The sequence below is a fragment of the Pengzhenrongella frigida genome, from assembly GCF_004168625.1.
GTDB lineage: Bacteria > Actinomycetota > Actinomycetes > Actinomycetales > Cellulomonadaceae > Pengzhenrongella > Pengzhenrongella frigida.
In genome coordinates, this window is record NZ_SDWW01000020.1 from 1 (window position 1) to 24,339 (window position 24,339).

The window sequence follows — 24,339 nt, forward strand, 5'->3', positions numbered from 1 at the left end:
GAAACCCAGCTTGTCCGCCATGACCGTCAAACCTTCTCAACCTGAGCGAGCGTGGTGTGCTGGGCGTTGCCCTTGCTGATGGGCGACGGGTGCCAGCTCGTGAGCGTGTTCATCGAGCCGCCGACATCGACACCGTCAGCGTTCGGGTCGTACCAGGCACCCTGCGGGACCGACATCACCCCGGGCGCGATGCGCGTGGTGACGCGGGCGGGCAGCCGGATCCGGCCGCGGTCGTTGAAGACCTCGACCACGTCGTCGTTGGCGATCCCGCGCGCCGCCGCATCGAGGGTGTTGATCCACACCGTCTGCGGGTGCGCCTCCTTCATCCAGGCGACGTTCCCGTAGGTGGAGTGCGTGCGCTGCTTGTAGTGGTGCCCGATCACCTGCAACGGGTGCTTGGAGTCGGTGCGCGCCGCCTCGGCGCCCTCCCAGGTGGCGATGTACTCCGGCAGGGCAGTGATCTTGTCGCCCTCCGGAAGGGTCCAGGTCTTCGACATGTCCCAGAGCAGCTCGGAGAAGATCTCGATCTTGCCCGACGGCGTGTCCAGCGGGTTCGCCACCGGGTCGGCCCGGAAGTCGGCCAGCGCGATGTTGCCGCTCCCGGCCGGGTTCGGCGTCTTCCACACGCCCAGCTCGCGGAGCTCGTCGAAGCCGGGCAGCCCCGGGACGTCCGGCTGGGACTCCTCGACGGTCTGGCGAACCCAGTCCTCCTGGCTCTTGCCCTCGGTGAACTGCTGCTCGACGCCGAGCCGCTTGGCGAGCTCGGTGCACATCTCGTAGATGGTCTTGCAGTCGTACAGGGGCTCGATGACCTGGTCGGCGATGATCGTGTAGCCCATGTTGCCCGCGCTGCCCTGCTGGATGATGTCCAGCTGCTCGGCGTTGGACACGTCCGGGAGCAGGATGTCGGCGTAGCGCGCCGAGACGGTCATCTGGTTGTCGATCACGACGATCATCTCGCACAGCGAGTCGTCCTCGAGGAGCTTGGCGGTGCGGTTGATGTCCCCGTGCTGGTTGGTCAGCGCGTTGCCCGCGTACTGCCACACCATCTTGATGGGGACGTCGAGCTTGTCCTTGCCACGGACGCCGTCGGCCAGCGCGGTCATCTCCGCGCCCCGCTCGATCCCGTCGGTCCACGAGAACACCGAGATCGAGGTCTCGACGGGGTTCGCCATCACGAACGGGTTGGCCATCGCCAGGCCGTAGGAGCTCTCCCGCTCACCGGTGCCACCGCCGGCGACGCCGATGCTGCCGGTCAGGGCGGCGAGGGTGAAGATGGCGCGCGCCTGGTTCTCCCCGTTGGCGTGCCGCTGCGGGCCCCAGCCCTGCGTGATGTGCACGGGGTGGGCCGTGCCGATCTCCCGCGCGAGGCGAATGATCGACCCGGCGGGGATGCCGGTGATGCCGGCCGCCCACTGTGCGGTCTTCGCGACGCCGTCGGGCCCGTCGCCCAGGAGGTAGCTCTTGTACGAGCTGCCGGCCGGGATGCCGGCAGGCATGTGCGCCTCGTCGAAGCCGACGCAGTAGGTGTCCAGGAACGCCTGGTCGTGCAGGTCCTCGGTGACCATCACGTACGCCAGCCCGGCCACGAGCGCGGCATCGGTGCCGGGCCGCAGGGCCACCCACTCGTCGGCCAGTCCGAGCGCGGTCTCGGAGTAGCGCGGGTCGATGACGAGCGTGCGCACGTTGTGGAGCTTCTTGGTCTGCTGCGTCACGAAGGTCTCGCCGCCCCCGCTCATGCGGGTCTCGAGCGGGTTGTTGCCGAACAGGATCTGCAGCGTGGCGTTCTTGGCGTCGTCGAAGCTGTTCGAGCCGATCCAGCCGCCGTACTGGTAGGTGGCCGCGCCGGCGATCTGCGCCGAGCTGTAGTCGCCGTAGTGGTTGAGGTACCCGCCGACGCAGTTCATCAGGCGGGCGACGGGGGTGTCGCTCGGCGGCCAGCTCCGGGTCACGGTCCCCCCGAGGGTCCCGGTGCCGTAGTTCAGGTAGATGGACTCGTTGCCGTAGTCCTTGATGAGCCGGGTGATGGTGCCGGAGATCTCGTCGAACGCCTGCTCCCAGCTGATCTCCTCGAACTCGCCCGAGCCGCGCTTGCCGACGCGCTTCATCGGCGCCTTCAGGCGGTCCGGGTTGTAGATCCGCTGCCGGATCGAGCGGCCGCGCACGCAGGCCCGGATCTGCTGGGTCCCGATCTCGTCGTCGCCGGTGTTGTCCGGCAGGACCCGAACGATCTGCCCGTCCTTGACCTGCATCCGCAGCGGGCAGCGCGACCCGCAGTTGACGTTGCACGAGGACCAGACGGTGCGATCCACGTCGAACCCACCGGCAGCCACCGCGGCGTGGGCCGCCCCGACGCCGGGGACGCCACCGAAGTGCGCTCCGGTGGTCACGAGCGCAGCCGCTCCGCCCGCCACCCCCGACCACTTCAGGAACGACCTGCGGGGAAGGCCAGCGGTCTGCGGGACCTCCGTGGTGGAAGCTGTCATCATTCGTCCTTTCGGGACCCTGCAGGTGTCTGAATCTGCTTCCATGCTCGCCGTCCGCACCGCACCCTCCTGGGTCGTTGGTCCTACCAACGGGCCGTTCCAGGGGGGCCGGCCGGCCGGTGGGGCGCGCGGACTGCCACACTGTCGCGATGACCACGGGCGAGAGCGCAGCCGACGAGCCAGACCGGGGTGCGCGTCCCCCGACCTCGACCTTGCCGCGGGTCGGCGTGGTCATCCCCGCGGGCGGAACGGCCCGGCGACTGGGCGGCACCGACAAGCCGTCCCTCGAGGTCGGCGGCCGTTCGATCCTCGCTCGCCTCGTCGCGGACCTCCGGCCGCTGCCCGTCGTGGTGGTCGGGCCCCGCCCGGAGGGTGCCGAGTGGCCCGGGGTCGTCTGGTGCACGGAGGACCCGCCCGGCGGCGGGCCGGCCGCCGCGCTCGCCGCCGGGGTCCGTGCCCTGCCCGACGTCGACGTGATCGTCGCCATCGCGGGCGATCAGCCGTTCGCCGCGTCCGCGGTGCCTCGACTGGTGCGATCGCTCGCCGCCGACCCGACCGCCGACGCGGCCCTCGGGCTCGACGACGCCGACCGCGTGCAGCCGCTGCTCGCCGCGTACCGCGCTGCCGCGCTGCGGGCCCGGCTCGCCGGTCCGGTCGACGGCCTCGCGATGCGCCAGGTCATCGCGGCGATGCAGCTCGTGCGGGTCCGCCTCACTGCCCCCGAGTCCGTCGACGTGGACGATCCCGCCGACCTCGCCGTCGCGCGGACCATGTCGGGCGAGGGCTGATCCCGGCGGTACCGCGCCCCGTGCGGCCGGTCTCGTTGCGCTCAGATCCCGTGGACGCAGACCGATAGGGGGGACATGACGCATCGGGCCCGACGGCTGTCGGACGGCGGGCCGGACGGGGCGGCACCGGTCCCGGCGTCGCCTGCGGACCGGATCCGCCACCTGCTCGGCCCGCGCGCGTTCGTCGTCGTCTGCTGCCTCGCGCTCCTGCCCGTCATGGTCGGCGCCAACGCCTACCTCACCCAGCACGTGCGGGCCCAGATCGCGTTCCACGAGCGCGAGCGCATCGGGGTCCTGTACCTCCGGCCCGTCACGACCCTGCTCGGCCTCGTCGTCCAGGAGCAGACCGCGGTCCGAGAGCAGATCGGGGCCGACGGCGATCCCGACGGCGCGGTCGACGCGGTGGTCGACGCCGCGGTCGCCGCGGTCGACGCGGCCGATCGGGAGTACGGCACCGTGCTAGCGACCTCCGCCCGGTGGTCCGCCTGGAAGCGCCGGTTCGACCGGGTGCCGGACTCCCGGCCGGCGACCGGCGACGACGTCGGCGAGCTCGCCACCGGGCTCGCCGGGCTGCTCCTCCAGGTCGCCAACGCGTCGAACCTCGTCCTCGATCCCCACACCGACTCGTACTACCTGGTGCACGTCCTGGTCGTCAGCCAGCCGATCCTGCTCGACGAGCTCGTGCAGGCCGAGCGCCTGGCAACGCTCGTCGACCGGACCGTCGCGGATCGTGACCTGCTCGTCATCGCGCGGTCCACCCTCGACCGCACCGCGGCCACGATCGCCGTCGACCTCGCCACGACGCGCGCCGGCACCGCCGATGCCCCGCTGGAGGCGGCGATCGCACCCCCGAGCGCGGCCCTCGCCCGGACGGTCGCGACGACCTCGACAGCCCTCGTCGAGGTGCTCGACGGGCGGACCGCGACCCTCGATGTCGCCGCCGCCGTCGCCGCGATGCGCACCCTGGACACCGCATGCGTCGAGCAGCTCGACCGGCTGGTCGCCGGCCGGATCGCCGACCTCCGCCAGGACAGCCGGAACGTCACCGAGGTCCTCGCCGTGCTGGCAGCGCTGCTCCTGCTGCTCACCCTCGGCCTGTCCCGCGCGCTAGGCATCCTCAGGCAGCGGACCGCCGAGCTGCGTCACCAGGCGATGCACGACTCGCTCACCGGGCTGCCGAACCGGGCGCTGGTCCTGGAACGCGTCGAGCAGGCCGTGGTCCGGGCCCGCCGGGGAGACAGCGCGCTCGCGGTGATGTTCGTCGACCTCGACGGTTTCAAGGGCGTCAACGACACCTACGGCCACGCCGTCGGCGACCAGCTGCTGCGCGCCGTGGGACGTCGGCTCAGCAGCGTGCTGCGGGCCACCGACACGGTCGGACGCCTCGGCGGCGACGAGTTCGTGGTGCTCACGGAGGGGCCCACCCTCGGGGCGAGCCCGGAGTCCATCGCCGAACGCCTGAAAGCGGTTCTCGCCGCACCGTTCGAGCTCGACGGCACCCAGGGGGTCGCCCTGCGCGCCCACGCGAGCATCGGCATCGCCGTCGGCGCCCGGGCGATCGGGTCCGACCTCCTCCGGGATGCCGATGTCGCGCTCTACGAGGCGAAGGCGGCCGGCAAGGACTGCCATGTCGTGTTCCAGCCGCAGATGCAGCGCGCCGTTCAGGAGCGGCTGGAGGTCGAGATGGACCTCGGTCGCGCGGTCGGCGCCGGCGAGTTCTTCCTCGACTACCAGCCCGCCGTCGACCTGCGCACGGAGCAGATCACCGGGGTGGAGGCCCTCGTGCGCTGGAACCACCCGACCCGGGGCGTCGTCATGCCCGAGGAGTTCATCGCGATCGCGGAGGAGTCCGGCCTGATCGTGTCGATCGGTCGCGCGATCCTGGGCGAGGCCTGCCGGCAGGCGGCCAGCTGGCAGCGCCAGGGGCACCGGATCTCGATGGCCGTGAACGTCAGCGGTCGGCAGTTCGACCGCCACGGCGACCTGCTCGCGGTGGTGCTCGCTGCCCTCGACGACAGCGGTCTCGATCCGGGCCTGCTCACCCTCGAGATCACCGAGACGATCCTGATGCGCGACGCCGACCGGAGCGCGGCCCAGCTGCTCGACCTCAAGGGGCTGGGGCTGCGGCTCGCGATCGACGACTTCGGCACGGGCTACAGCAGCCTCGCCTACCTGCAGCAGTTCCCGGTCGATGTGCTCAAGATCGACCGGTCGTTCATCCGGGACGTGGCGACCGCCGGCGGCACCCGCGCCCTGGTCCATGCCTTCGTCGAGCTCGGCCGGTCCTTCGGCCTCGAGACGTGGGCCGAGGGCATCGAGGACCGGCACCAGCTCCGGTGCCTGCAGGACGAGGGCTGCGACAGCGGCCAGGGGTATCTCTTCGGCCGGCCGCTGTCCGCCGCCGCCGTCGAGTCGCTGATCAACGAGCAGACTGGCGCCGCGCGGGAGCCCGCGCCAACCGCCTGAGACTCGTGCGGCGAGCGCGCCGGACGCATCCGGACCCGACGCGCAGAGGTTCACGATGCGAGACCCCGGGGTCTGCGCCTTGACTCTGCGCGCACGGGAGTGTGTCATCGGATGACCAGACCAGTCGGAAGCGAGGCGATGATGACGAGCACCACCATCGCGACCTCGCCGACCACGGGTCCGGATCGACTCACCCGACGGGCCTTCGTCGACCTCATGCGTACCTGCACCGCCTGTTGTCAGCCCAGCTGACCAGCTCGCACGCCGGCACGACGCCGGCCGCCAGGTAGTTCCGTCCGCGCCGCGCACCACCACCCGGTGCCCCCCGCGCCGACGGCCCGCAGTCGTTCCGAAGGACCTCATGACAATCGCTCCGCACGCCGCGTCGACGCTCGCCGACAGCGCACTGCCGATCTTCGACGCCGCGACCTCCGGGGTGGCCGGTCGGGCCGGGCTCGTGCTCATCCTGCTCGCGACCGCGAGCGCCGCATGGTGGATCGCCCGACGCCGCGCGGCCCGGTTCCGGCCGACCAGGACCCCGCGCGGCGCCGCCGGCGCACCCGGGCCGGACCGGTCCGACGCCACGCTGACCGGCACCGAGCTCGGCGCCCCGCTCGGGAGCCGAGCGACCTTCGTGCAGTTCTCGGCCCAGACGTGCGCCTCCTGCCCGCAGGTACGCCGGGTGCTCACGTCGCTGGCTGAGTCCGAGCCCGGTGTGGTGCACATCGACCTCGACGCCGAGGCCCACATGGACCTCGTGCGGAGGTTCTCGGTGTTCCGCACCCCCACCGTCCTGCTGCTCGACGCCGACGGAGCCGTCCGGGCCCGGACGTCCGGCCCCCTCACCCTCGATCGCGCACTGGCCGCCCTGGCACCTCTTCCCGCGCCCGCCCTCAGGAGCACCCATGTCTGACTCCACCCCCGACCTCACCGCCCGACCGGCGGGGGTCCCCGCTCCCCCGGCTGGTATCGATCCGCGCGGTCCCCGCTTCGGGGCCGCCGTCACGGCGGTGCTCCTCGTCCTCACCCTGCTGCTCGGCACCGGGCCGGCCGCCACCGCCCTGCTCACGGTGATCGCCCTGCTGTTCCTCCTCGGCGTCGCGCGCGGCGTCCAGGGCACGCTGCAGGGCCTGGCATTTCGCGCCTGGATCCGGCCCCGGCTCGCCCCGCCGGTCGAGCTCGAGGACCCCCGCCCCCCGCGCTTCGCGCAGCTGATCGGCCTGATCGTGGTCGGCACCGGCCTCGTCCTGGCGGCAGTCGGCGTCGCGTCGGCCGTCCCGGTCGCGGCCGCGGTGGCGCTCGTGGCGGCCTTCCTCAACGCCGCGTTCGGGCTGTGCCTCGGCTGCGAGCTCTACCTCGTGCTGCGACGCTGGGCACCGCAGCACTGAGCCCGCACGGGAGCCGTGCACCCCCGGCACCGCGCACGCTCGCTGGCGCGCGGCGCTCAGGCGCCCGGTGAACGATCCGCCAGGGTGGCGACCAGCTGGCTGATCTCGGCCGGACCGACGCGGCAGCAGCCGCCGATCACCCGCGCACCGGCGTCCACCCACGACGCCACCAGGTCCGCGGAGAACCCGGCCGCGCCCGTCCAGCGGCGCTCGCCGCTGTTCCAGGTCCCGCCCGCGTTCGGATAGACCACGACCGGCTTGCCGGACGCCGCCGCCGCGACGCTCACCGCCCGCGCCGCGCCGGCGGGGTCGACGCAGTTCACCCCCACCGCGATCACGGCTTCGAGATCCTTCGCCATCGCGAAGACCTCGGCGGCGTCCTCCCCCAGGCGGGTGCGGACCGTGCCGTCGGCCCCCGTGACCGTGGTCAGGCAGAGCCAGGCCGGCACCCCGAGCTCGGCGACCTCGTGCAGGAGCGCCTCCGCCTCGGCCGCGGCGGGGATCGTCTCGATCGCCAGCAGGTCCGGCGCCCCCATGAGCAACGCGTCGATGCGACGACGATGGAACTCCCGCAGCTCGCGGACCGTGAGCCCGCCCCCCGCGCGCCCCGTCCAGCCCGGGGCCGCATACGCCCCCGTGTACTCCTGCCCACCGGCGAGGACGGCGCCGTACGGGCCGACCGAGGCCGCCACCCAGGCCCGGCCGGCGAGCCCGCAGCGGTCGACGGCGTCCCGCGCCAGCGCGACGGATCGGCCCAGCAGCGCGGCGGCCTCGGCGGGCGCGACCCCGCGCGCGGCGAAGCCCTCGAACGAGGCCTGGTAGCTCGCCGTGATCGCCACCCGCGCGCCCGCCTCGAAGTACCCGACGTGCGCCGCCGTGATCGCCGCCGGAGCCGTGCGCAGGACGTGGGCCGACCACAGGTCGTCGGACAGGTCGAACCCCGCCCGCTCGAGCTCGTTCGACAGCCCGCCGTCGAGGGGCACCACCCCGCGCGCGATCGCCGCGGCGAGACCCGACGCCGCGGACGTCTTCCCCGCGGCCGGTGCGGTCAGGTCAGCGGGTCGGGTCACGTCAGCGAGTATCCGCTGTGTTCGCTCGGCGGGCCGGTTCGTCCGCCGGACGCCGTCACGGCCGCCAGGAGCTCATATCGACGATCTTCGATGTCTTGTGGCATGGTTGCCTCCCGAACGTCATCCTCACCGTCGTCCTCAGGAGCTCCCACCCGTGCGCAGCATCATCCGGATCCTCGGCTCGGCCAAGGAGCTCTGGCCGTACTACGCGGGGATCGTCGCGTGCTCGCTCGCGGTGGCCGCGACCAGCCTGCTCACCCCGTTCATCATCAAGGCAGCGACCGACTACGTGGTCGCGACCACCCAGGGCGAGGCCGGCGGGATCGCGACGGTGATCTGGCTCGCTGCCGCCCTGCTGGTCGCCGACCTGACCAACACGGTCTTGAGCAACATCGGCGGCTACCTCGGCGACACGATGGCGGCCAAGCTGCGGGCGCGCCTGTCGGGCACCTACTTCGCCAAGCTCCTGTCCCTGCCGCAGCGGTACTTCGACGGCGAGCTCACCGGGACGGTGATCAACCGGCTCTCCCGGTCGATCACCGAGACCACCGGCTTCCTCAACATGTTCGCCAACAACTTCTTCCAGATGGTGCTCACGGTGGTCGCCATCCTCGCGATCACGGCGTTCTACTCCTGGCCGATCGCCCTGCTGCTCGCGGTGATCTACCCGATCTTCATGTGGCTGACGACGATCACCAGTGCCAAGTGGCAGGTCCTCGAGGCGGAGAAGAACCACGAGTTCGACGTCGCCGGCGGCCGGTTCGCCGAGGTCATCGGCCAGATCCGGGTCGTCAAGAGCTTCGTCCAGGAACGCCGCGAGCTCGCCTCCTTCAACGGGCACTACGACCGGACGGTCGCCACCACCCGACGCCAGTCGCGCTACTGGCACGAGATGGACGCGACCCGGCGGGCGGCGCTGAACGTGATCTTCTTCGGTGTCTTCGCGATCATCTTCGTCCAGACGGTCAACGGCGACTTCACGATCGGCGTGATGTTCCTGCTCATCCAGCTGGTCAACATGGCCCGCCAGCCGGTGTTCTCCATGAGCTACCTCGTCGATGCCTCCCAGCGCGCCGTGGCCGGGAGCCGAGACTACTTCGCCGTGATGGCGGAGATCGCCGAGGCCGAGGCGCTCCCGACCCTGCCCGCCCGGGTCGCCCCCGGATCCCCGGCACCCGCGGAGATCGAGTTCGACTCCGTCTCGTTCGGCTACCCCGGCGGCGCCGACGTGCTGACCGACGTCAGCTTCTCGATCCGCCAGGGCGAGCACGTCGCGTTCGTCGGCGAGAGCGGCGGAGGCAAGACGACGCTCGTCAGCCTGCTCCTGCGGCTGTACACGCCGTCGGCCGGGACCATCCGGGTCGCCGGCGCGGACACCGCCAGCGTCCCCCTCGAGGAGCTGCGGGCCGACATCGGGGTCGTCTTCCAGGACCCGTCGCTGTTCTCCGGGTCCATCCACGAGAACATCGCCTACGCCACCCCGCACGCGACGACCGACCAGGTCATCGCGGCGTCCCGGTCTGCCAACGCCCACGACTTCATCGCGCGGTTCACCCACCGTTACGAGGCGCAGATCGGCGAGCGGGGGCTGAAGCTCTCCGGCGGCCAGAAGCAGCGCATCGCCGTGGCCCGGGCGATCCTCAAGAACGCCCCGATCCTGATCCTGGACGAGGCGACCAGCTCGCTGGACTCCAAGTCGGAGCGGTTGGTGCAGGAGGGGCTCGAGCACCTGATGACCGATCGGACCACACTGATCATCGCGCACCGCCTGTCGACGATCTCCACCGTCGACCGCATCATCACGCTGAAGGACGGACGGGTCGACGAGATCGGCACCCCCGAGGAGCTCGCCACGACCGGCGGCATCTACGCGGAGCTGCTCGCCCTGCAGGCCTCCGCGACCAAGAAGGACCGCAAGCGGCTGCAGCTGTTCGACATCCGCGCCTAGCCGGCCTGCTCCTGCGGTGCCTCGAGCTCCGCGCGGGTCTCGTGCAGGACCCGGCCGAGCACGCCGGGCACCTGGTCGGCGGTGACCGCCGGGGTGAACAGGTAGCCCTGGCCGCTCACGCAGCCGACGTCGCGCAGGAAGGTCAGGTGCTGATCCGTCTCGATGCCCTCGGCGATCACCGCGAGCCCGAGCGCCTTGCCCATCGCGACGATCGCACGCACCAGGTCGGCCGTGCGTTCGCCCGTCGTCAGGTCGTGGATGAAGGCTCGGTCGATCTTGAACGCCTCGACCGGGAACCGGTGCAGCGTCTCGAGCGACGAGTACCCGGTGCCGAAGTCGTCGATGTGGAGGGCGAGACCGACGTCGTGCATCTCGCGCATGCGGGCCAGCGCGACCTCGGGGCGCCGCATGATCACGCCCTCGGTGATCTCGAGGGTGAGCCGGTCGGTGGTCAGCCCGTGCCGGTGCAGGCTGTCGAGCACACCCGTGAGCAGGTCCTTGTGCCAGAACTCGCGGTTGGCGACGTTGACGGCCACGTTGGCCACGCCCGGTCCCCACTCGGCAAGCCGGCGGCACACCTCGTCCCGGATCCAGCGGCCGAGCGGGACGATCAGACCCGTCTCCTCCAGGAGCGGCAGGAACTCGCCGGGCGGGACCAGCCCGCGCTCGGGGTGGCGCCAGCGGACCAGCGCCTCGAACCGGTCAGATCGCCCCGTCGCGAGGTCGACGATCGGCTGGTAGTGGACCTCGAACTGGTCCTCCTCGACAGCCTTGTAGAGGTCGACCTGCAGCAGCTGCTGGTGCACGGCGTGCGCATGCATCTGGGCGTCGAAGAAGGTCACGGTGCCCCAGCCGATCGCCTTCGCGTGGTACATCGCGGTATCGGCGTCGCGCAGGATGTCCTCGGCCGAGGAGTACTCGAGCGCACTCGTCGCGATGCCCACGCTCGCCTGGATCGTGATCTCGTGCCCGTCGAGGTCGATGAGCTCGGCGAGGTCGGCCTGGATCCGCCGGGCGACGACCAGGACGTCGTCGGGCAGCGCGTCGTGCAGCAGGATCGCGAACTCGTCGCCCCCGAACCTGGCGCCGGTGTCCACCGCCCGCAGCTCGCGCGCGAGGCGGGCACCGACCACGGTCAGCAGCCGGTCACCCGCGGGGTGGCCCAACGCGTCGTTGATCGCCTTGAAGCCGTCCAGATCGAGGAAGAGGACCGCGAAGGGCGTCCCGGACCGCTGCCACTGCGCGACGGCCAGCTCGAGCCGGTCGAGGAAGAAGCGGCGGTTCGGGAGCCCGGTCAGCGGGTCGTACATCGAGGTGTGCCGCAGCTGGTCCTCGAGCGACCGCCGGGTGTCGATGTCGGCGAGCGACCCGACGATCCGCGCGATCGTGCCGTCTGCGGCCAGCACCCCGACCGCGCAGGAGAGCATCCACCGGTAGGTGCCGTCCGCGGCCCGGACGCGGTACTCGGTGTCGACGGTCTCCTCGGGGGCCAGGGACACCCGCTCGAGCAGCCCGCGCAGCTGGGCCAGGTCGTCCGGATGAAGCACCGCTGTCCACTCCGCGCGGCGGTCCTCCGTGCGCAGCCCCGGCTCGAGCCCGAGCAGGGCGCAGCAGCGATCGGAGATGAACACCGTGCTCTCGCGCACGTTCAGCTCCCAGTGCCCTTCCTTGGTCGCGCGCGCCGCGAGCGCGTACCGCTCCTCGCTCTCGCGGACGTCCTCCTGCAGCTGCTGCGACTCGAGCGACGCGCACAGCAGGGCGGCCCAGTGCTGGTAGGTCTCGCGCACGGAGATCGTGTCGATCCCGCCGACGACGGCGAGCAGCCCCCAGTCACGATCGACCGTGCGAACCGGGACGACGACGCAGACCCGGCCCTCCCCGGGGGCACCCTGGGCGATCAGGGACTGCGGGGGGAAGCCCTCCGCGGTCACCACGTCGCCCATCACCGGCGCCAGGACCGCGGCCGGGTCGAACACCCCGACGATCTCGAGCCGATCCGTCGACGGCCCGGAGGTCCACAGCGCGAGCGCACCGGCGCTCACATGGGTCCCCGTGAGCCAGCGCAGGTCGCGGGGGTCGACGCTGCCGGCGTCGAGCAGGCCGCCGTCGACCACGTACTGCTCCTGGATCGCGGTCTCGGTCGACTCGGCCCGGCGCAGAAGGGCACCGGCCTGCGACTTCCACAGCATGGCGACGATCCGGGCCGAGGCCACGGTCGGCCCGCCGGAGGACGCTCCGACCCGCTCGACGTACTCCGTCATCGCGTCCGTGATCCGGCGCAGCGTGTCGGGGCGGTCGGTGAGCCGGCGCAACGAGTCGGCCAGCGCCCTGATGTCCGCCGAGGTCACCGTCATCCCGGGCCGCAGGAGCCGCTCGGCCTCGCGCACCGCGGCGAGGACCGCGTCGCGCATCGCGCCGTCGACCATCCCGTCGCCCGCGAGCAGCGCGCCGCTGAGCACGTCCTGGAGCTCGTCGCGCAGGATCTCCGGTGCGGAGTCGAGCAACCAGGGTGCCCCGCCCAGCACGCCGTGGGGCGAGTCGGCGACGCAGCCGCAGGACTCGCGCACCGCCACCACGACGGAGGGCGAGGTGAACACCGCGGACGGGACGTCCTCGCCGCGGATCTTCGCGAGGATCAGCCGGCCGGCGAGCGCACCGACCTCGTCGAACCGCTGGTTGACGCTCGACAGTGCGGGATCGCTGAACGCGCCCACTTCGATGTTGTCGAACGCCACCACGGCGATGTCCCGGGGGACGACCAGACCACCCCGGGCGAGCGTGCTCATGACCCCGACCGCGTTGCGGTCGGTGGCGATCATCAGCGCGCTCGGGCGGTGCGGGCCGGCGAGCAGGTCGCGGGCGGCCCGCACGCCGCCGGTCTCGGCGTTGTCGGAGGCGCTGAAGACCAGAGCGGGGTCGGCCACGAGGTCGTAGGTCGCCAGCGCCTGCCGGTAGGCGGCCAGTCGGTCCCGGACGTCCGGCTGCCCGAGGTTGCCGACGAACCCGATGCGGGTGTGGCCGTGACCGATGAGGTGCTCGACCGCGGCGAAGGTACCGCCGTGGTTGTCCGGCATGGCGATCGGCGCGGCGAAGCCGTCCAGATGGGTGCTCGAGAGCACCACCGGCATCCCGCGGTCACGCAGCCGCTGGAGATACGCCGCGGTGACCGCCGTCGTGATCGAGACGACCCCGTCCACCTGGTTCCAGCCCACCGGGGTGGCGAAGTCGCCGGGCTCCCCCGGCTCGTCCAGGACTGCGCCGGCCGGCAGGGTCTCGACGACCACGAGCCGTCCGCGCGCGCCGGCCACCTCGCGGGTCAGGCCGGCCAGCAGCTCCCCGAAGTACTGCCCACCGACGCTCGGCGTCAGCGCCAGAACCGTCATCGGCTGCGTCATCGTTGGTCTCTTTCAGGCTGGCCGCGCACACACACCTCAACGAGGCCCGTGCCCAACTGATCGGCGCGTGCGTCGCAGTTCTGAGCGAGGCCGTCGCCGACGATCAGCTGAAGCCCGCCACGGCGCGCACCGTGTAGGCGCCCGCGAGCGCGTCGAGCTCGTCACCGGACAGGGTGAGGTCGAGGGCGGCCACGGCGTCGGTCAGGTGCGCCGGCTTCGTCGCCCCGACGATCGGCGCGCTGACCGCCGGCTGGGCGATCACCCAGGCGAGCGCCACCTGGGCGGGCGCCACGCCGCGACCGGCGGCCACGGCCATGACCGCGTCGACGATCGCCTCGTCCTCAAGGGTGTACAGGTTCTTGCCGAACTCGTCGGACCCGCTCCGGTTGGTCTGCGCACCCCACGGCCGGGTCAGCCGCCCCCGCGCGAGCGGGCTCCACGGGAGCACGCCCACGCCCTGGTCGAGGCAGAACGGCAGCATCTCCCGTTCCTCCTCGCGGTTGAGCAGGTTGTAGTGGGGCTGCATGGTCGAGAACCGGGTCCAGCCGTGGAGGTCGGCGGTGTGCTGCGCGGTGGCGAACTGCCAGGCGTACATGGAGGACGCCCCGATGTACCGGGCCTTGCCCGCCCGCACGACGTCGTGCAGCGCCTCCATCGTCTCCTCGATCGGTGTTCCGGGGTCCCACCGATGGATCTGGTAGAGGTCGACATAGTCCGTGCCGAGCCGGCGCAGGCTCTGGTCGATCTCCGTGAGGATCGCCTTGCGCGACAATCCCGCACCGTTCGGCCCGGGCCGCATCCGGCCGTGGACCTTGGTGGCGATCACGACCTCGTCGCGGTCGGCCATGTCGGCCAGCGCCCGACCGAGGATCTCCTCGCTCGTACCGGCCGAGTACACGTTGGCGGTGTCGAAGAAGTTGATCCCGGCCTCGAGCGCCTGCTTGATGAGCGGCCGGGAGGCCGCCTCGCCCAGCGTCCAGTCGTGGTTCCCCGCCGCCGGGTCGCCGAAGCTCATGCACCCCAGGGCGAGGGGTGAGACCTCGAGACCCGTCCGGCCCAGCTTGGTCAACCTCATGGCCACTCCCTCACGTCAACGCGCTGGTCACGTCGGCTACCCGCCGATGTAGGACATCTCGACCCGTTCGCCGGGTGCCGGCGGTGTCCGCACGGACCGGCCGCGCTCCTCGGAGTACCGATCGGTGCGCTGGCGCCAGATCCCGGCCATCGTCTCCGCGAGCGCGTCGTCGGTGCAGCCGGTCCGGATCATGGTGCGCAGATCGTGCCCGCTGGTGGCGAACAGGCAGGTGAACAGCTTGCCGTCGGTGGAGACCCGGGCGCGGCTGCACGAGTGGCAGAACGCGCCGGTGACCGACGAGATCATCCCGATCTCGCCACTGCCGTCCCGGTATCGCCACCGCGTCGAGGTCTCACCGCGATAGTTCGCCGGGACCTGCTCGACCGGCAGCTCGGCCCCGATGCGCGCGAGGACCTCGGCGGACGGGACGACCTCGTCCATCCGCCACCCGTTCGTCGCGCCGACATCCATGTACTCGATGAACCGCAGGATGACCGGGGTGCCCTGGAAGTGGCGTGCCATCGGCACGATGTCGTGATCGTTGTGGCCGCGTTTGACGACCATGTTGACCTTGACCGCCAGCCCCGCGCGCTGGGCCGCGTCGATCCCGTCCAACACCTTCGCCACGGGGTACGCCACGTCGTTCATGGCCATGAAGGTCGCGTCGTCGAGGGAGTCGAGGGAGACCGTGACCCGCTGCAGCCCGGCGGCACGCAGCGCGGGCGCCGTCCGGGCGAGCAGGGAGCCGTTGGTGGTGAGGGCCACGTCGGGGACGGCACCCTGCGGGGTCCGAAGCCCCCCCAGCGAGCCGATCAGCAGGTGCAGGTCCTTGCGCAGCAGCGGCTCACCGCCGGTCAGGCGGATCTTCTCGACCCCGTGGGCCACCGCGACCCGGGCCACCCGGGTGATCTCCTCGAACGTGAGCAGCTCGGTCCGCGGCAGGAACGCGTGGTCGCGACCGAACACCTCCTTGGGCATGCAGTACACGCACCGGAAGTTGCACCGGTCGGTGACCGAGATGCGCAGGTCCCGCAGCGGACGCCCGAGCTGGTCGTCGAGGCGACGGACCGCGAGCGCGGGAGGTGCTGGCACGGGACGGGCCTGCCCGGGAGGCGCGACCGTGGCGGTCGGCGGCTCGGCGACGGCATCCGACCGGGCGGGATCCTGCGGGTCCGGCACGCCGATCCTTCCGTTCGATGCAGCGCCGACCTGATCCCAGGCCGACCATGCGGGTGCACCGCTGCGCTGCGCGCGCCGCGAACCCACCGCGCAAACTTAGGCGATGACCGCGCACAGGTCGAGCGCGGGTCGAGCGGAGGTCACGCAGAGGTCGAGCGGGCGCGGCGAGGTTGAGCAGGCTACGGACAGTCGACCCACTCGTCCGTACCGTCGGCGAACACCTGACGCTTCCACACCGGCAGCTGGCGCTTGACCTCGTCGACCAGCAGCGCGGCCGCCGCGAATGCCTCGGCCCGGTGCGCGGCCGACACGGCGACGGCGAGCGCGCAGTCCCCGATCGCGAGCTCCCCGAGGCGATGGGAGACCGCGAGCGCGTCCACCTCCGTGCGTGCCGCGACCTCGCCCGCGACGCGCGCCAGGATCTCCCCGGCGCTCGGGTGGGCCACGTACTCGATCCGCAGCACTCCACGACCCCCGTCGTGGTCGCGCACCGCACCGGAGAACGTCACCACGGCGCCGGCGGTGGACCGGGCGACCTCCACCGCGTGCTCCGCCGGGTCGATCACGTCGGACGTGACCGACGCACGCACGACGACCCGCGCCGGCGGCAGGATCCGGGAGGTGTCGCGCGAGCCGACCGGTCGGGCACCGGCACCGGGAACGGCACCTGGATCGGCACCGGAGGACGGTGCGGGGCGGGGAGTCGGCATCGGGTCAGCGTATGGCCCCGGCTCGCCGCGCCCGACGGGCGCCGTCACCAGCTGCCCGCCTCGGTGATCATCACCGCAACCTGCTCACCGGTCTCCACCCGGCCCGTCAGCTCCGGCACGACAATCAGTGCGTTCGACCGGGCGAGGGCGCCCACGAGGTGCGAGCCGGCACCGCCGACCGGCCGCACCACCCGCTCGCCGGCCACGATCTCGACGTGGGCGCGGACGAACTGCCGTCGGCCGACCGGTGACGTCATCGCCGCGAGCAGGCGCGCGGGCACGATGGGCCGCTCGACCTCGTCGTGCCCGAGCATCCGGCGCAGCACGGGCCGCACGAACACCTGGAACGACACGTAGGCGCTCACGGGGTTGCCGGGCAGCGTGATGACGCGGGTGCGGTCCGGCCCGAGGACGCCGTGGCCCTGGGGCTTGCCCGGCTGCATGGCGACCTGCTCGAAGGTGACCGTCCCGAGCCCGCCGAGGGCCGCCTTGACCACGTCGTACGCGCCGACGCTGATGCCACCGCTCGTGATCACGAGGTCGACGCCGGGCAGGGCGTCGGCCAGGACCTGCAGCAGCACCGCGGGGTCGTCGTGCACGGCGGCCAGTCGCCGGACCGTGCCGCCGGCCTGGCGGACCGCCGCGGCGAGCATCAGCGAGTTCGAGTCGAAGATCTGGGCCGGACCGAGCTGCGAGCCGGGCGGGACGAGCTCGGAACCCGTGGACAGGACCAGGACGTGCGGACGCCGGTGCACCGTCGCGACGCCCGGCCCGACCGAGGAGATGAGCCCGATCCCGGTCGGGTCCACCTCGGTTCCGCGCCGGAGCACCACCTCGCCCCGCGTGACGTCGTCGGCCCGCGGGCGGATGTTCGCCCGGGCCGCGGGCTGGCGGGTGATGCTGACCCGATCGGTACCGCCGTCCGTCCACTCGACCGGGACGACGGCGTCCGCCCCCACCGGCACCGGGGCCCCGGTCATCACGCGCACGACGGCGCCCGGGGTGGCGGGCGGGGCGACCGCACCGGCGGCGACGTCGCCCACCACGGCCAGGACGACCGGATCCAGCTCGGTCGCACCCTCGAGGTCGGCGCGCTGCACGGCATAGCCGTCCATCGCCGAGTTGTCGAAGACCGGCAGGTCGACCTGGGAGACCACGTCCTGCGCCAGCACGGCGCCCAGGGCCTCCAGGAAGTCGACGGCGACCGCCTCGAGCGGAGCGACCCCGGCCAGCAGATCCTCCAGATGACGGTCAACGGATTTCATCGTGCGACTCCCACTGGTTCGCGGCGCGCCTCGCGCCCGTGCTCTGTCCTCTCGGGCGAGGGTACTGGTCGGCACTCGGCCGGTCGGGTCAGTTGAAACGAGCCGAGAACTCCGCCGCCGTCATCGGGCGGGCGAAGTAGTAGCCCTGGGCGCGCTCGCAGCCGACCCGCACCACCTCGTCGCGCTGCGCCTGGGTCTCGACGCCCTCGGCGGTGACGGTCTTGCCGAGGTCGTGCGCGAGGTGGGTGACGGCCGCGACCATGGTGAGCGCCTCGAGGTCCTGGCCGAGGTCGGCCACGAAGCTCTGGTCGATCTTGACGATGTCGACGGGGAACCGCCGTAGGTAGCTCAGCGAGCTGTACCCGGTCCCGAAGTCGTCCAGCGCCAGCCGCGTGCCGATCCTGCGCAGCTCGCTCAGCACGCTCAGCGCGCGATCGCCGTCCTCCACGAAGATGCCCTCCGTCACCTCGAGCACCAGCGCTGCCGGATCCATCCCGGTCTCGTGCAGGATCGTGGCCACCGTGGCGTCGAAGCCGGGGGCCATCAGCTGCCGGGCCGAGACGTTGACCGACAGGTCGAGCACCCGATCGGGTCGCTCGGCGCGCCACCGCACCCAGTCCCGACAGCTGCGCTCGAGCACCCAGGTCCCGATCTCGGCGATCAGGCCGCTGCCCTCCGCGAGCGTGACCGCCATCGCCGCGGGGATGGGGCCTCGGTCAGGGTGGGTCCACCGCAGCAACGACTCGACCCCGGTGACCATGCCGTCGCGGGGCCGCACGATGGGCTGATAGGCGACCTCGAGCTCCGCGCCGGTCAGCGCTCCGTGCAGGTCACGCTCGAGGTTGCGACGGTCGAGCGCCTCCTCGGCCAGCGGCAGATCGATCACCTGGTGCGTCGCGCCGCCCTGGCTCTTCGCCTGGAGCATCGCCGTGTCGGCCTCGAGCAGCAGGTCGTCGGTGACCGCCTCACCCGGACCGGAGTAGGCGATCCCGACGCTGGCCGTGACCGCCAGCTCGAGGCCCGCCAGGACGAACGGCTCCCGGAACGCATCGTCGATCCGGCCCACCAGACCCTCGACGTCGGAGGCGTGCGCCAGCTCCTCGCACAGGAACACGAACTCGTCTCCGGACACCCGGGCCAGGGTGTCCCCCGGCCGCACCAGCGCCGACAGCCGGGCGGCCACCGCCGTGAGCAGGTCGTCGCCGAGCCGGTGCCCATAGGTGTCGTTGATCTGGGTGAAGCTGTCGAGGTCGACGAACAGCACCGCCACCGCGGTCTGCGAGCGCTGGCTGCGCGCCGACGCGTGCGCAAGGCGTTCGCGCAGCAGCACCCGGTTCGGGAGCCCGGTGAGCGCATCGCGCACCGTCCGGTCGTGGAGCCAGCCCGCTGCCAGCCGCACCTGTCGCCGCGCGTGGGCGTTGGTCAGGTACGCCGCCGCGACGTCCCCCAGCAGCTGGGCGGCGTCCCGGACCGATGCCTCGAGCGGACCGGGGACGTCTCGGTACAGGGTCAGGACCCCGAGCCGGGCCTCGCCCTGGCGCAGCGGAAAGCTGAACAGCGCGACCGGCCCCGCGGGCGCCGCCGACCGCCGGAGGTCCGGGTACCGCTCGTCGGCGGCGACCTCGGGAACTGAGACCGCGACCGCGGTGTCGAACGCCGTCAGACCCGGCCCGGACGGGATCCCGGCCTGCATCATCTCGAACGCGAGCGCGTCCCGTCCCCAGGCTGCGACGTACTGCCGGGACCTCCCCGGCGCCAGGAGCGTGACCCCCACCCCGGTGACGGGCAGGGCCTTCGCTATCCGCTCCACGAGGCCGTCGAGCATCACCTGGACGGGAGCGTCGGTCAGCATGGTCTGGGCCAGGTCACCGAGCACGGCCGCCAACGGCTCCGCGCGCACGACGACTCCTTCCTCGGACGAGGAACCCGGGCGGAGCGTCCGGGGACTGCCTCGAACCCGACGAATCTACGCTATTCACCCACCCCCTCCGACGGGGTTGCGGCCCCGGTCAGGCGACGGCGGACAGCCGTCCGACCAGGGCGACGGCGTCGTCCCAGTACTTCGCGTAGTGCTGGGGGTCCGCGTTGCGCTGCACCGCGTGCGCGACGAGCGTCGGCGCCATCCCGTCGCGGCCCTCGACCGCGGTGAGGGCGGTGAAGAAGTTCGTCGCGCTCACCGTGGGGTCCATCCGGTCCGCCATGCTGCCCCACGCGCCGTTCGCTCGCTGCTGGAACAGCCCGCGGCTGTCCGGTCCGGCCACGTCGCCGTGGTCGGCGACGGTCAGGGACGACTCACCGAGCGCGGTCATGACGCCGATCGTCTGGTCACGGACCGACAACCCCATCGCCCGCCCGGCCCGGACGATCGCCGCCGCGTTCGCCACCTGCTCGGGGCGATAGGAGCCGACGGCGACCGGTGCGGCAGCCCCGGCCTGTCCCGCGACCTCCGTGGCGAGCACGGCGGAGAACGTCCCGGCCCCCGACGACGCCGCTCCCGTCGTGGCCGGGGCGGTCGCCACCGGGGCGGTCGCGGACAGCGCCGCGAGGGTGTGCTGGATCGCGGCGATGCGGCCCGAGATCGCGGCAATTCCGTCCACGAGTGTCCCGTCCTCGACGTCAAAAGGTCTGCCCTCCCCATCGTCCGACCGCGCCCGGGTATGACGGGTTCAGACCGGGGCCTCGACCTCTTGTGCCCGCGCGCACGGCAGGCCAAGGTCAGAGCAGATCCGCAGGGCCGCGGATCGCCCGCTGGGGCGCGGGCGCTGCCCCGTGCACAAGGGAGTGCGACATGGACGCAGGACGCTTCGCAGGACTCACCGCCATCGTGACCGGCGCCGGGTCCGGCATCGGACGGGCGACCGCCCTGAGGCTGGCCGCCGAAGGAGCGCGGGTCGTGGCCTGCGACCTCATGCCCGAGCGCGTCGCGGAGACGATCGCACTGATCGCGGCGGAAGGCGCGGGCGTCGGGGTCGGTGCCGTCGGGGACATCACCGACCAGCAGCACATCGACGCGATCGTGGCGGACGCGGGCGGGCGGGTGGACGTGCTGGTGAACTGCGCCGGGATCATGGACGGCTTCCTGCCGGTCGGCGAGCTCGACGACGCCACCTGGGAGCGGGTCCTCGACGTCAACCTCACCTCGCCCATGCGCACCACCCGCGCGGTCCTGCCGCTCATGACGGCGGCCGGGGCGGGCGCGATCGTGAACGTCGCGTCGGCGGCCGCCCAGCACGGGGGCGCGTCGGGAACGGCGTATGCCGCCTCGAAGCACGGCGTGATCGGTCTGACGCGGTCGACGGCGGTGCTCTACCGCGCCGCCGGGATCCGGTGCAACGCGGTGCTGCCGGGCGCGGTCGCGACCAACATCGGAGCGACGGCGGCCCCGAAGTCGGACTACGCGATGTCCGTCCTGGGGCCGCTCATGGCGATCATCCCGCCGGTCGCCCAGCCGGAGGAGCTGGCGGCCGCGATCTGCTGGCTCGCGAGCCCCGACGCGCGCAACGTCACCGGCGCCCTGCTCAGCTCCGACGGCGGGTGGTCGGCGATCTGACGGACGGCGCGGGCCGGAGCCCGGCTCCGGCCCGCGGCACCCGGCAGTCACGCCCGTCTCGGGTCCCACGTGGGGGCGGGTGGGACCGGGCAGAGTGTGTCGACGAGGACCCGTGGTCGACGGGGCGGCGGCATCGAGGGATCGAGGACCGGATGGCGGCTGTCAGGGTCGCGCAGGGTGGCGCCGGGGCGAGCGAGGTGCGGTCCGCCGAGTACGACGCCTTCGGTCCGTGGATCGCCGAGATCCGCACCCTCGACGACGTCCCCCGGCTGTTCCGCGACCATCCGCTGGATCTCGGTGCGCAGCGCCTCGTCCTCAAGGTCCCGCGGAACATCGCCCGCCGGGACGCGACCCCCGACATGGACCTGTACGACCACCTCCTCGCGGTCGGACCGACCCGGATGACGGTGCTGACGCGGCAGGCCGGCGGGTACGCCGAGGCCCTGGTGTCCCACGACCAGATCGCCGCATTCGACGACAGCGTGAACCTGCTGGACGGTCGGCTGACCATCCACACCCTCACCGCCGGCACCGCTGGCACCGCTGGCACCGCCGGCACCGCCGGCACCGCCGGCACCGTGTCGATCCCGTACAACGGCTCGTCCCAGCCGGTCGTCGCCCGGCTCGTGCGTCTGCTGCGCGAACTGTCGGCGGGGTGCGACGCTCCCCCGCCCGCGGCGCAGTCCCCCGCCCCTGCCCTGCCCGACCTGGGGCGGAGCGACATCGCCCTGGTGACGTCCGTGCGTGACCTGCTCCGCGAGGAGCCGGCCATGCGCCTGCTCGCCGCCCACGGACGGCGCGGGCTCGTCCCCCGGGGCGGTGCGCTCACCCGCGCGCTGCACCTCGCCCGCCCGATGAACCTTCAGGGCGCGATCGTGTGCAGCGACGGGCTCGATCTGGTGGTGCTCGGCCGCCGGGACCGGCTGATCCGGGGCAACCGCCCCGTGCACTCGCTCGCCCGGCTCGTCGTGCCGGCGCACCGGCTCGAGGCAGTCACCGTCCGGGACCACCCGCAGTACCTGGGGGTGCGCATCGTGACCCTCCACGCGGGCGCCGCGAGCGTCGACCTGCCGGTACCGACCGGGTCGGAGGCCGAGCAGGTCCTGCTCGGCGGGGTTATGCCTACCGCTGGTCCCCGTACCGCTGCTTCCCACCCCGAGGCTTCCCACCCCGAGGCTCCGTACTCCGATGCCGCTCACCCCGAGACCGCTCGCCCAGGGGCCACCTAGCGGCCACGCTGGTGCTACCAATAGGCGCAGGGTCTAGGTCGGTGGATTCCGGCTCTCGGCGCCTAGGCGGTTGGTCCCTGGTCATTCGCCTGTGGCGCACTACTATTGCTGCAGAGACAGACGCCGGAAGCGATGCTCGGTATTCAGGTGAGGCTTCTGAAACGAGTTCGCGGGGATCAATGACGACCGTGCACGCATCCCCAGACTTCTTGCGGATCCACCTACTTGATGAACGTTGATAGCCAGCCCTCGGGCAACGATTATTGCCTGGTGAGCGAACTACTTTGAAGGGGTCTTTGTGGACAAGGTCATGGATCTGGACGCGGCGATGGAGAAGATCCACGACGGGGCGACGATCATGCTCGGTGGGTTTCTCGGCGTCGGATCCCCCCTGCGCGCGATCGACAAGCTGGCGGAGCGGGGCGTCAAGGACCTGACGATCATCTCCATCGTCAACGCGCACCCCGCCGGCAACTTCGACATGGAGATCCTGTACCGGCACAAGCAGGTGAAGAAGCTGATCACCTCGCACTCCGGGACCTGCCAGATCGCACTGGACCAGTGGGCCGCCGGCGAGACCGAGATCGAGTACTTTCCGATGGGCACGATGGTCGAGAAGATGCGTGCCGCGGGTTCCGGGCTCGGCGGCGTGCTCACGGCGACCGGGCTGGGCACGCTGGTCGAGGAGGGCAAGCGCAAGCTCACCATCGAGGGCAAGGAATACCTGCTCGAGCTCCCCCTCAAGGCGGAGTTCGCGTTCATCAAGGGCTACCGGGGCGACCGGTTCGGCAACATCCAGTACCGCGGCGTGTCCGCGAACTCCAACCCGGTCATGGCCACCGCGGCGGACTACACCGTGGCTGAGGTCAACGAGATCGTCGAGGTCGGCGTGATCACACCGGAATGCGTCGGAACACCCGGAATTTTTGTTCAGGCAGTGGTCCAGGGGAACACTTTCGAAGAGCACCAGCGCGCCTATACCGATCAATGGGTGCGCGCGAAGCTGCTCAAGTAGACCCCGACCATCAGCTCAGGAGGTATTGCAGTCATGGAAGCAAGAGAACTCATCGCTCGACGCGCCGCCAAAGAACTCCGTGATGGCCAGGTGGTCAATCTGGGAATCGGCATCCCGACCGCCGTGGCGAACTATCTCCCGGAAGGCGTGGAACTGATCCTGCAGTCCGAGAACGGCGCGCTGATGTTCGGCCCGACCCCGCGGCTCGGCGCCCAGGACCCGGACTTCGCCAACGCGGGCGGGCAGCCGATCACCCTGCTGCCGGGGGCTGCGGTCTTCGATCTGGCGGCCTCGTTCGGGATCATCCGCGGCGGGTTCGTCGATGCGACCATCCTTGGCGGGCTCGAGGTCGACCAGGAGGGCAACATCGCGAACTGGGCCCGGCCGATCGCGCCCGGGAAGTACACCCCGGGGATGGGCGGCGCCATGGACCTCCTGGCCGGGGCGCGCCGGGTCATCGTGACCCTGCAGCACTCCAGCAAGACCGGGTCGAAGGTGCTCAAGAAGTGCACCCTGCCGATCACCGGTGCGGGCGTGGTCGACCTGATCGTCACCGAGAAGGCGGTGTTCGAGGTGAGCCCGGCCGGCATGGTGCTGATCGAGATCGTCGACGGCGTCACGGTCGACGACATCCGCGCCATCACCGAGGCCGACTTCACCGTCTCCGACCAGCTCTGCGCCTACCAGGTCTGAGGCCGAGGGTCGTGCCGGCGGCACGCTGAGCCCGAAGCCTGCCTCGACACGAGGCTCTAGATCGATTCACGCGTGCTCCGCG

The 24,339-nt window shown here is 71.9% G+C and carries 18 protein-coding genes; 9 read left to right on the top strand and 9 right to left on the bottom strand.

Features of this window, described 5'->3' with window-relative positions; genetic code table 11:
- Positions 1 to 26: 26 nt before the first annotated feature.
- Positions 27 to 2,486 carry a DMSO/selenate family reductase complex A subunit gene (locus tag EUA98_RS09635; protein WP_130102472.1) on the bottom strand — a complete coding sequence of 820 codons (2,460 nt, stop codon included), beginning with the start codon at positions 2,484 to 2,486 and terminating at the stop codon, positions 27 to 29.
- Positions 2,487 to 2,635: 149 nt separating this feature from the next.
- On the opposite strand from EUA98_RS09635, the gene EUA98_RS09640 reads away from it, so the two are divergent.
- The 4 genes from EUA98_RS09640 (at position 2,636) to EUA98_RS09655 (ending at position 7,128) form a co-directional block, all read left to right on the top strand.
- Complete coding sequence (locus EUA98_RS09640) at positions 2,636 to 3,274, top strand: nucleotidyltransferase family protein (RefSeq protein ID WP_130102473.1); 639 nt, start codon at positions 2,636 to 2,638, stop codon at positions 3,272 to 3,274.
- 75 nt (positions 3,275 to 3,349) lie between these two features.
- Positions 3,350 to 5,740, top strand: a complete 2,391-nt coding sequence (locus tag EUA98_RS09645; protein WP_130102474.1) for a putative bifunctional diguanylate cyclase/phosphodiesterase — start codon at positions 3,350 to 3,352, stop codon at positions 5,738 to 5,740.
- A gap of 361 nt (positions 5,741 to 6,101) precedes the next feature.
- The gene (locus EUA98_RS09650; RefSeq protein WP_130102475.1) at positions 6,102 to 6,653 is read left to right on the top strand and encodes a thioredoxin family protein; all 552 of its coding nucleotides are present in this window, start codon (positions 6,102 to 6,104) and stop codon (positions 6,651 to 6,653) included.
- The gene (locus EUA98_RS09655; protein WP_130102476.1) at positions 6,646 to 7,128 is read left to right on the top strand and encodes a DUF4395 domain-containing protein; all 483 of its coding nucleotides are present in this window, start codon (positions 6,646 to 6,648) and stop codon (positions 7,126 to 7,128) included. Before EUA98_RS09650 ends, EUA98_RS09655 begins: the two co-directional genes overlap by 8 nt.
- Positions 7,129 to 7,184: 56 nt before the next feature.
- Here EUA98_RS09655 and mmuM read toward each other — a convergent pair whose 3' ends face one another.
- Positions 7,185 to 8,198, bottom strand: coding sequence for a homocysteine S-methyltransferase (mmuM, locus tag EUA98_RS09660; protein ID WP_242511375.1), 1,014 nt, complete (start codon positions 8,196 to 8,198; stop codon positions 7,185 to 7,187).
- Positions 8,199 to 8,352: 154 nt separating this feature from the next.
- Here mmuM and EUA98_RS09665 point away from each other — a divergent pair, with 154 nt between their 5' ends.
- Positions 8,353 to 10,146 (top strand): ABC transporter ATP-binding protein, encoded by a 1,794-nt coding sequence (locus EUA98_RS09665; RefSeq protein WP_130102477.1) that lies wholly within the window; start codon positions 8,353 to 8,355, stop codon positions 10,144 to 10,146.
- On the opposite strand, the gene EUA98_RS09670 is transcribed toward EUA98_RS09665, so the two are convergent.
- The 7 genes from EUA98_RS09670 to EUA98_RS20530 form a co-directional block, all read right to left on the bottom strand.
- The gene (locus tag EUA98_RS09670; protein WP_130102478.1) at positions 10,143 to 13,541 is read right to left on the bottom strand and encodes an EAL domain-containing protein; all 3,399 of its coding nucleotides are present in this window, start codon (positions 13,539 to 13,541) and stop codon (positions 10,143 to 10,145) included. The two genes, EUA98_RS09665 and EUA98_RS09670, sit on opposite strands and share 4 nt — an antisense overlap.
- 103 nt (positions 13,542 to 13,644) lie before the next feature.
- Positions 13,645 to 14,616 carry an aldo/keto reductase gene (locus tag EUA98_RS09675; protein ID WP_130102479.1) on the bottom strand — a complete coding sequence of 324 codons (972 nt, stop codon included), beginning with the start codon at positions 14,614 to 14,616 and terminating at the stop codon, positions 13,645 to 13,647.
- 36 nt (positions 14,617 to 14,652) lie between these two features.
- Positions 14,653 to 15,795 (bottom strand): GTP 3',8-cyclase MoaA, encoded by a 1,143-nt coding sequence (gene moaA, locus EUA98_RS09680; protein ID WP_305038284.1) that lies wholly within the window; start codon positions 15,793 to 15,795, stop codon positions 14,653 to 14,655.
- 179 nt (positions 15,796 to 15,974) lie between these two features.
- Complete coding sequence (locus EUA98_RS09685; protein WP_130102480.1) at positions 15,975 to 16,505, bottom strand: molybdenum cofactor biosynthesis protein MoaE; 531 nt, start codon at positions 16,503 to 16,505, stop codon at positions 15,975 to 15,977.
- A 44-nt stretch (positions 16,506 to 16,549) separates the two neighbouring features.
- A complete protein-coding gene (glp, locus tag EUA98_RS09690; protein ID WP_130102481.1) occupies positions 16,550 to 17,770 on the bottom strand; it encodes a molybdotransferase-like divisome protein Glp in 1,221 nt (406 codons plus the stop codon).
- Positions 17,771 to 17,858: 88 nt separating this feature from the next.
- Positions 17,859 to 19,670 carry a putative bifunctional diguanylate cyclase/phosphodiesterase gene (locus EUA98_RS09695; RefSeq protein ID WP_130102482.1) on the bottom strand — a complete coding sequence of 604 codons (1,812 nt, stop codon included), beginning with the start codon at positions 19,668 to 19,670 and terminating at the stop codon, positions 17,859 to 17,861.
- 109 nt (positions 19,671 to 19,779) lie between these two features.
- Entirely contained in the window at positions 19,780 to 20,367 is a 588-nt protein-coding gene (locus EUA98_RS20530) for a hypothetical protein (RefSeq protein ID WP_130102483.1), read from the bottom strand.
- Between the two features lie 191 nt (positions 20,368 to 20,558).
- Here EUA98_RS20530 and EUA98_RS09705 point away from each other — a divergent pair, with 191 nt between their 5' ends.
- The 4 genes from EUA98_RS09705 to EUA98_RS09720 all read left to right on the top strand — a co-directional run bounded on the left by EUA98_RS09705 (position 20,559) and on the right by EUA98_RS09720 (position 24,257).
- Positions 20,559 to 21,320, top strand: coding sequence for an SDR family NAD(P)-dependent oxidoreductase (locus EUA98_RS09705; protein WP_130102484.1), 762 nt, complete (start codon positions 20,559 to 20,561; stop codon positions 21,318 to 21,320).
- Between the two features lie 152 nt (positions 21,321 to 21,472).
- Complete coding sequence (locus tag EUA98_RS19740) at positions 21,473 to 22,549, top strand: hypothetical protein (RefSeq protein WP_165372784.1); 1,077 nt, start codon at positions 21,473 to 21,475, stop codon at positions 22,547 to 22,549.
- A gap of 298 nt (positions 22,550 to 22,847) precedes the next feature.
- Positions 22,848 to 23,564, top strand: a complete 717-nt coding sequence (locus EUA98_RS09715; RefSeq protein ID WP_207219033.1) for a CoA transferase subunit A — start codon at positions 22,848 to 22,850, stop codon at positions 23,562 to 23,564.
- 33 nt (positions 23,565 to 23,597) lie between these two features.
- A complete protein-coding gene (locus EUA98_RS09720) occupies positions 23,598 to 24,257 on the top strand; it encodes a 3-oxoacid CoA-transferase subunit B (protein WP_130102485.1) in 660 nt (219 codons plus the stop codon).
- The last annotated feature ends 82 nt before the right edge of the window (positions 24,258 to 24,339 follow it).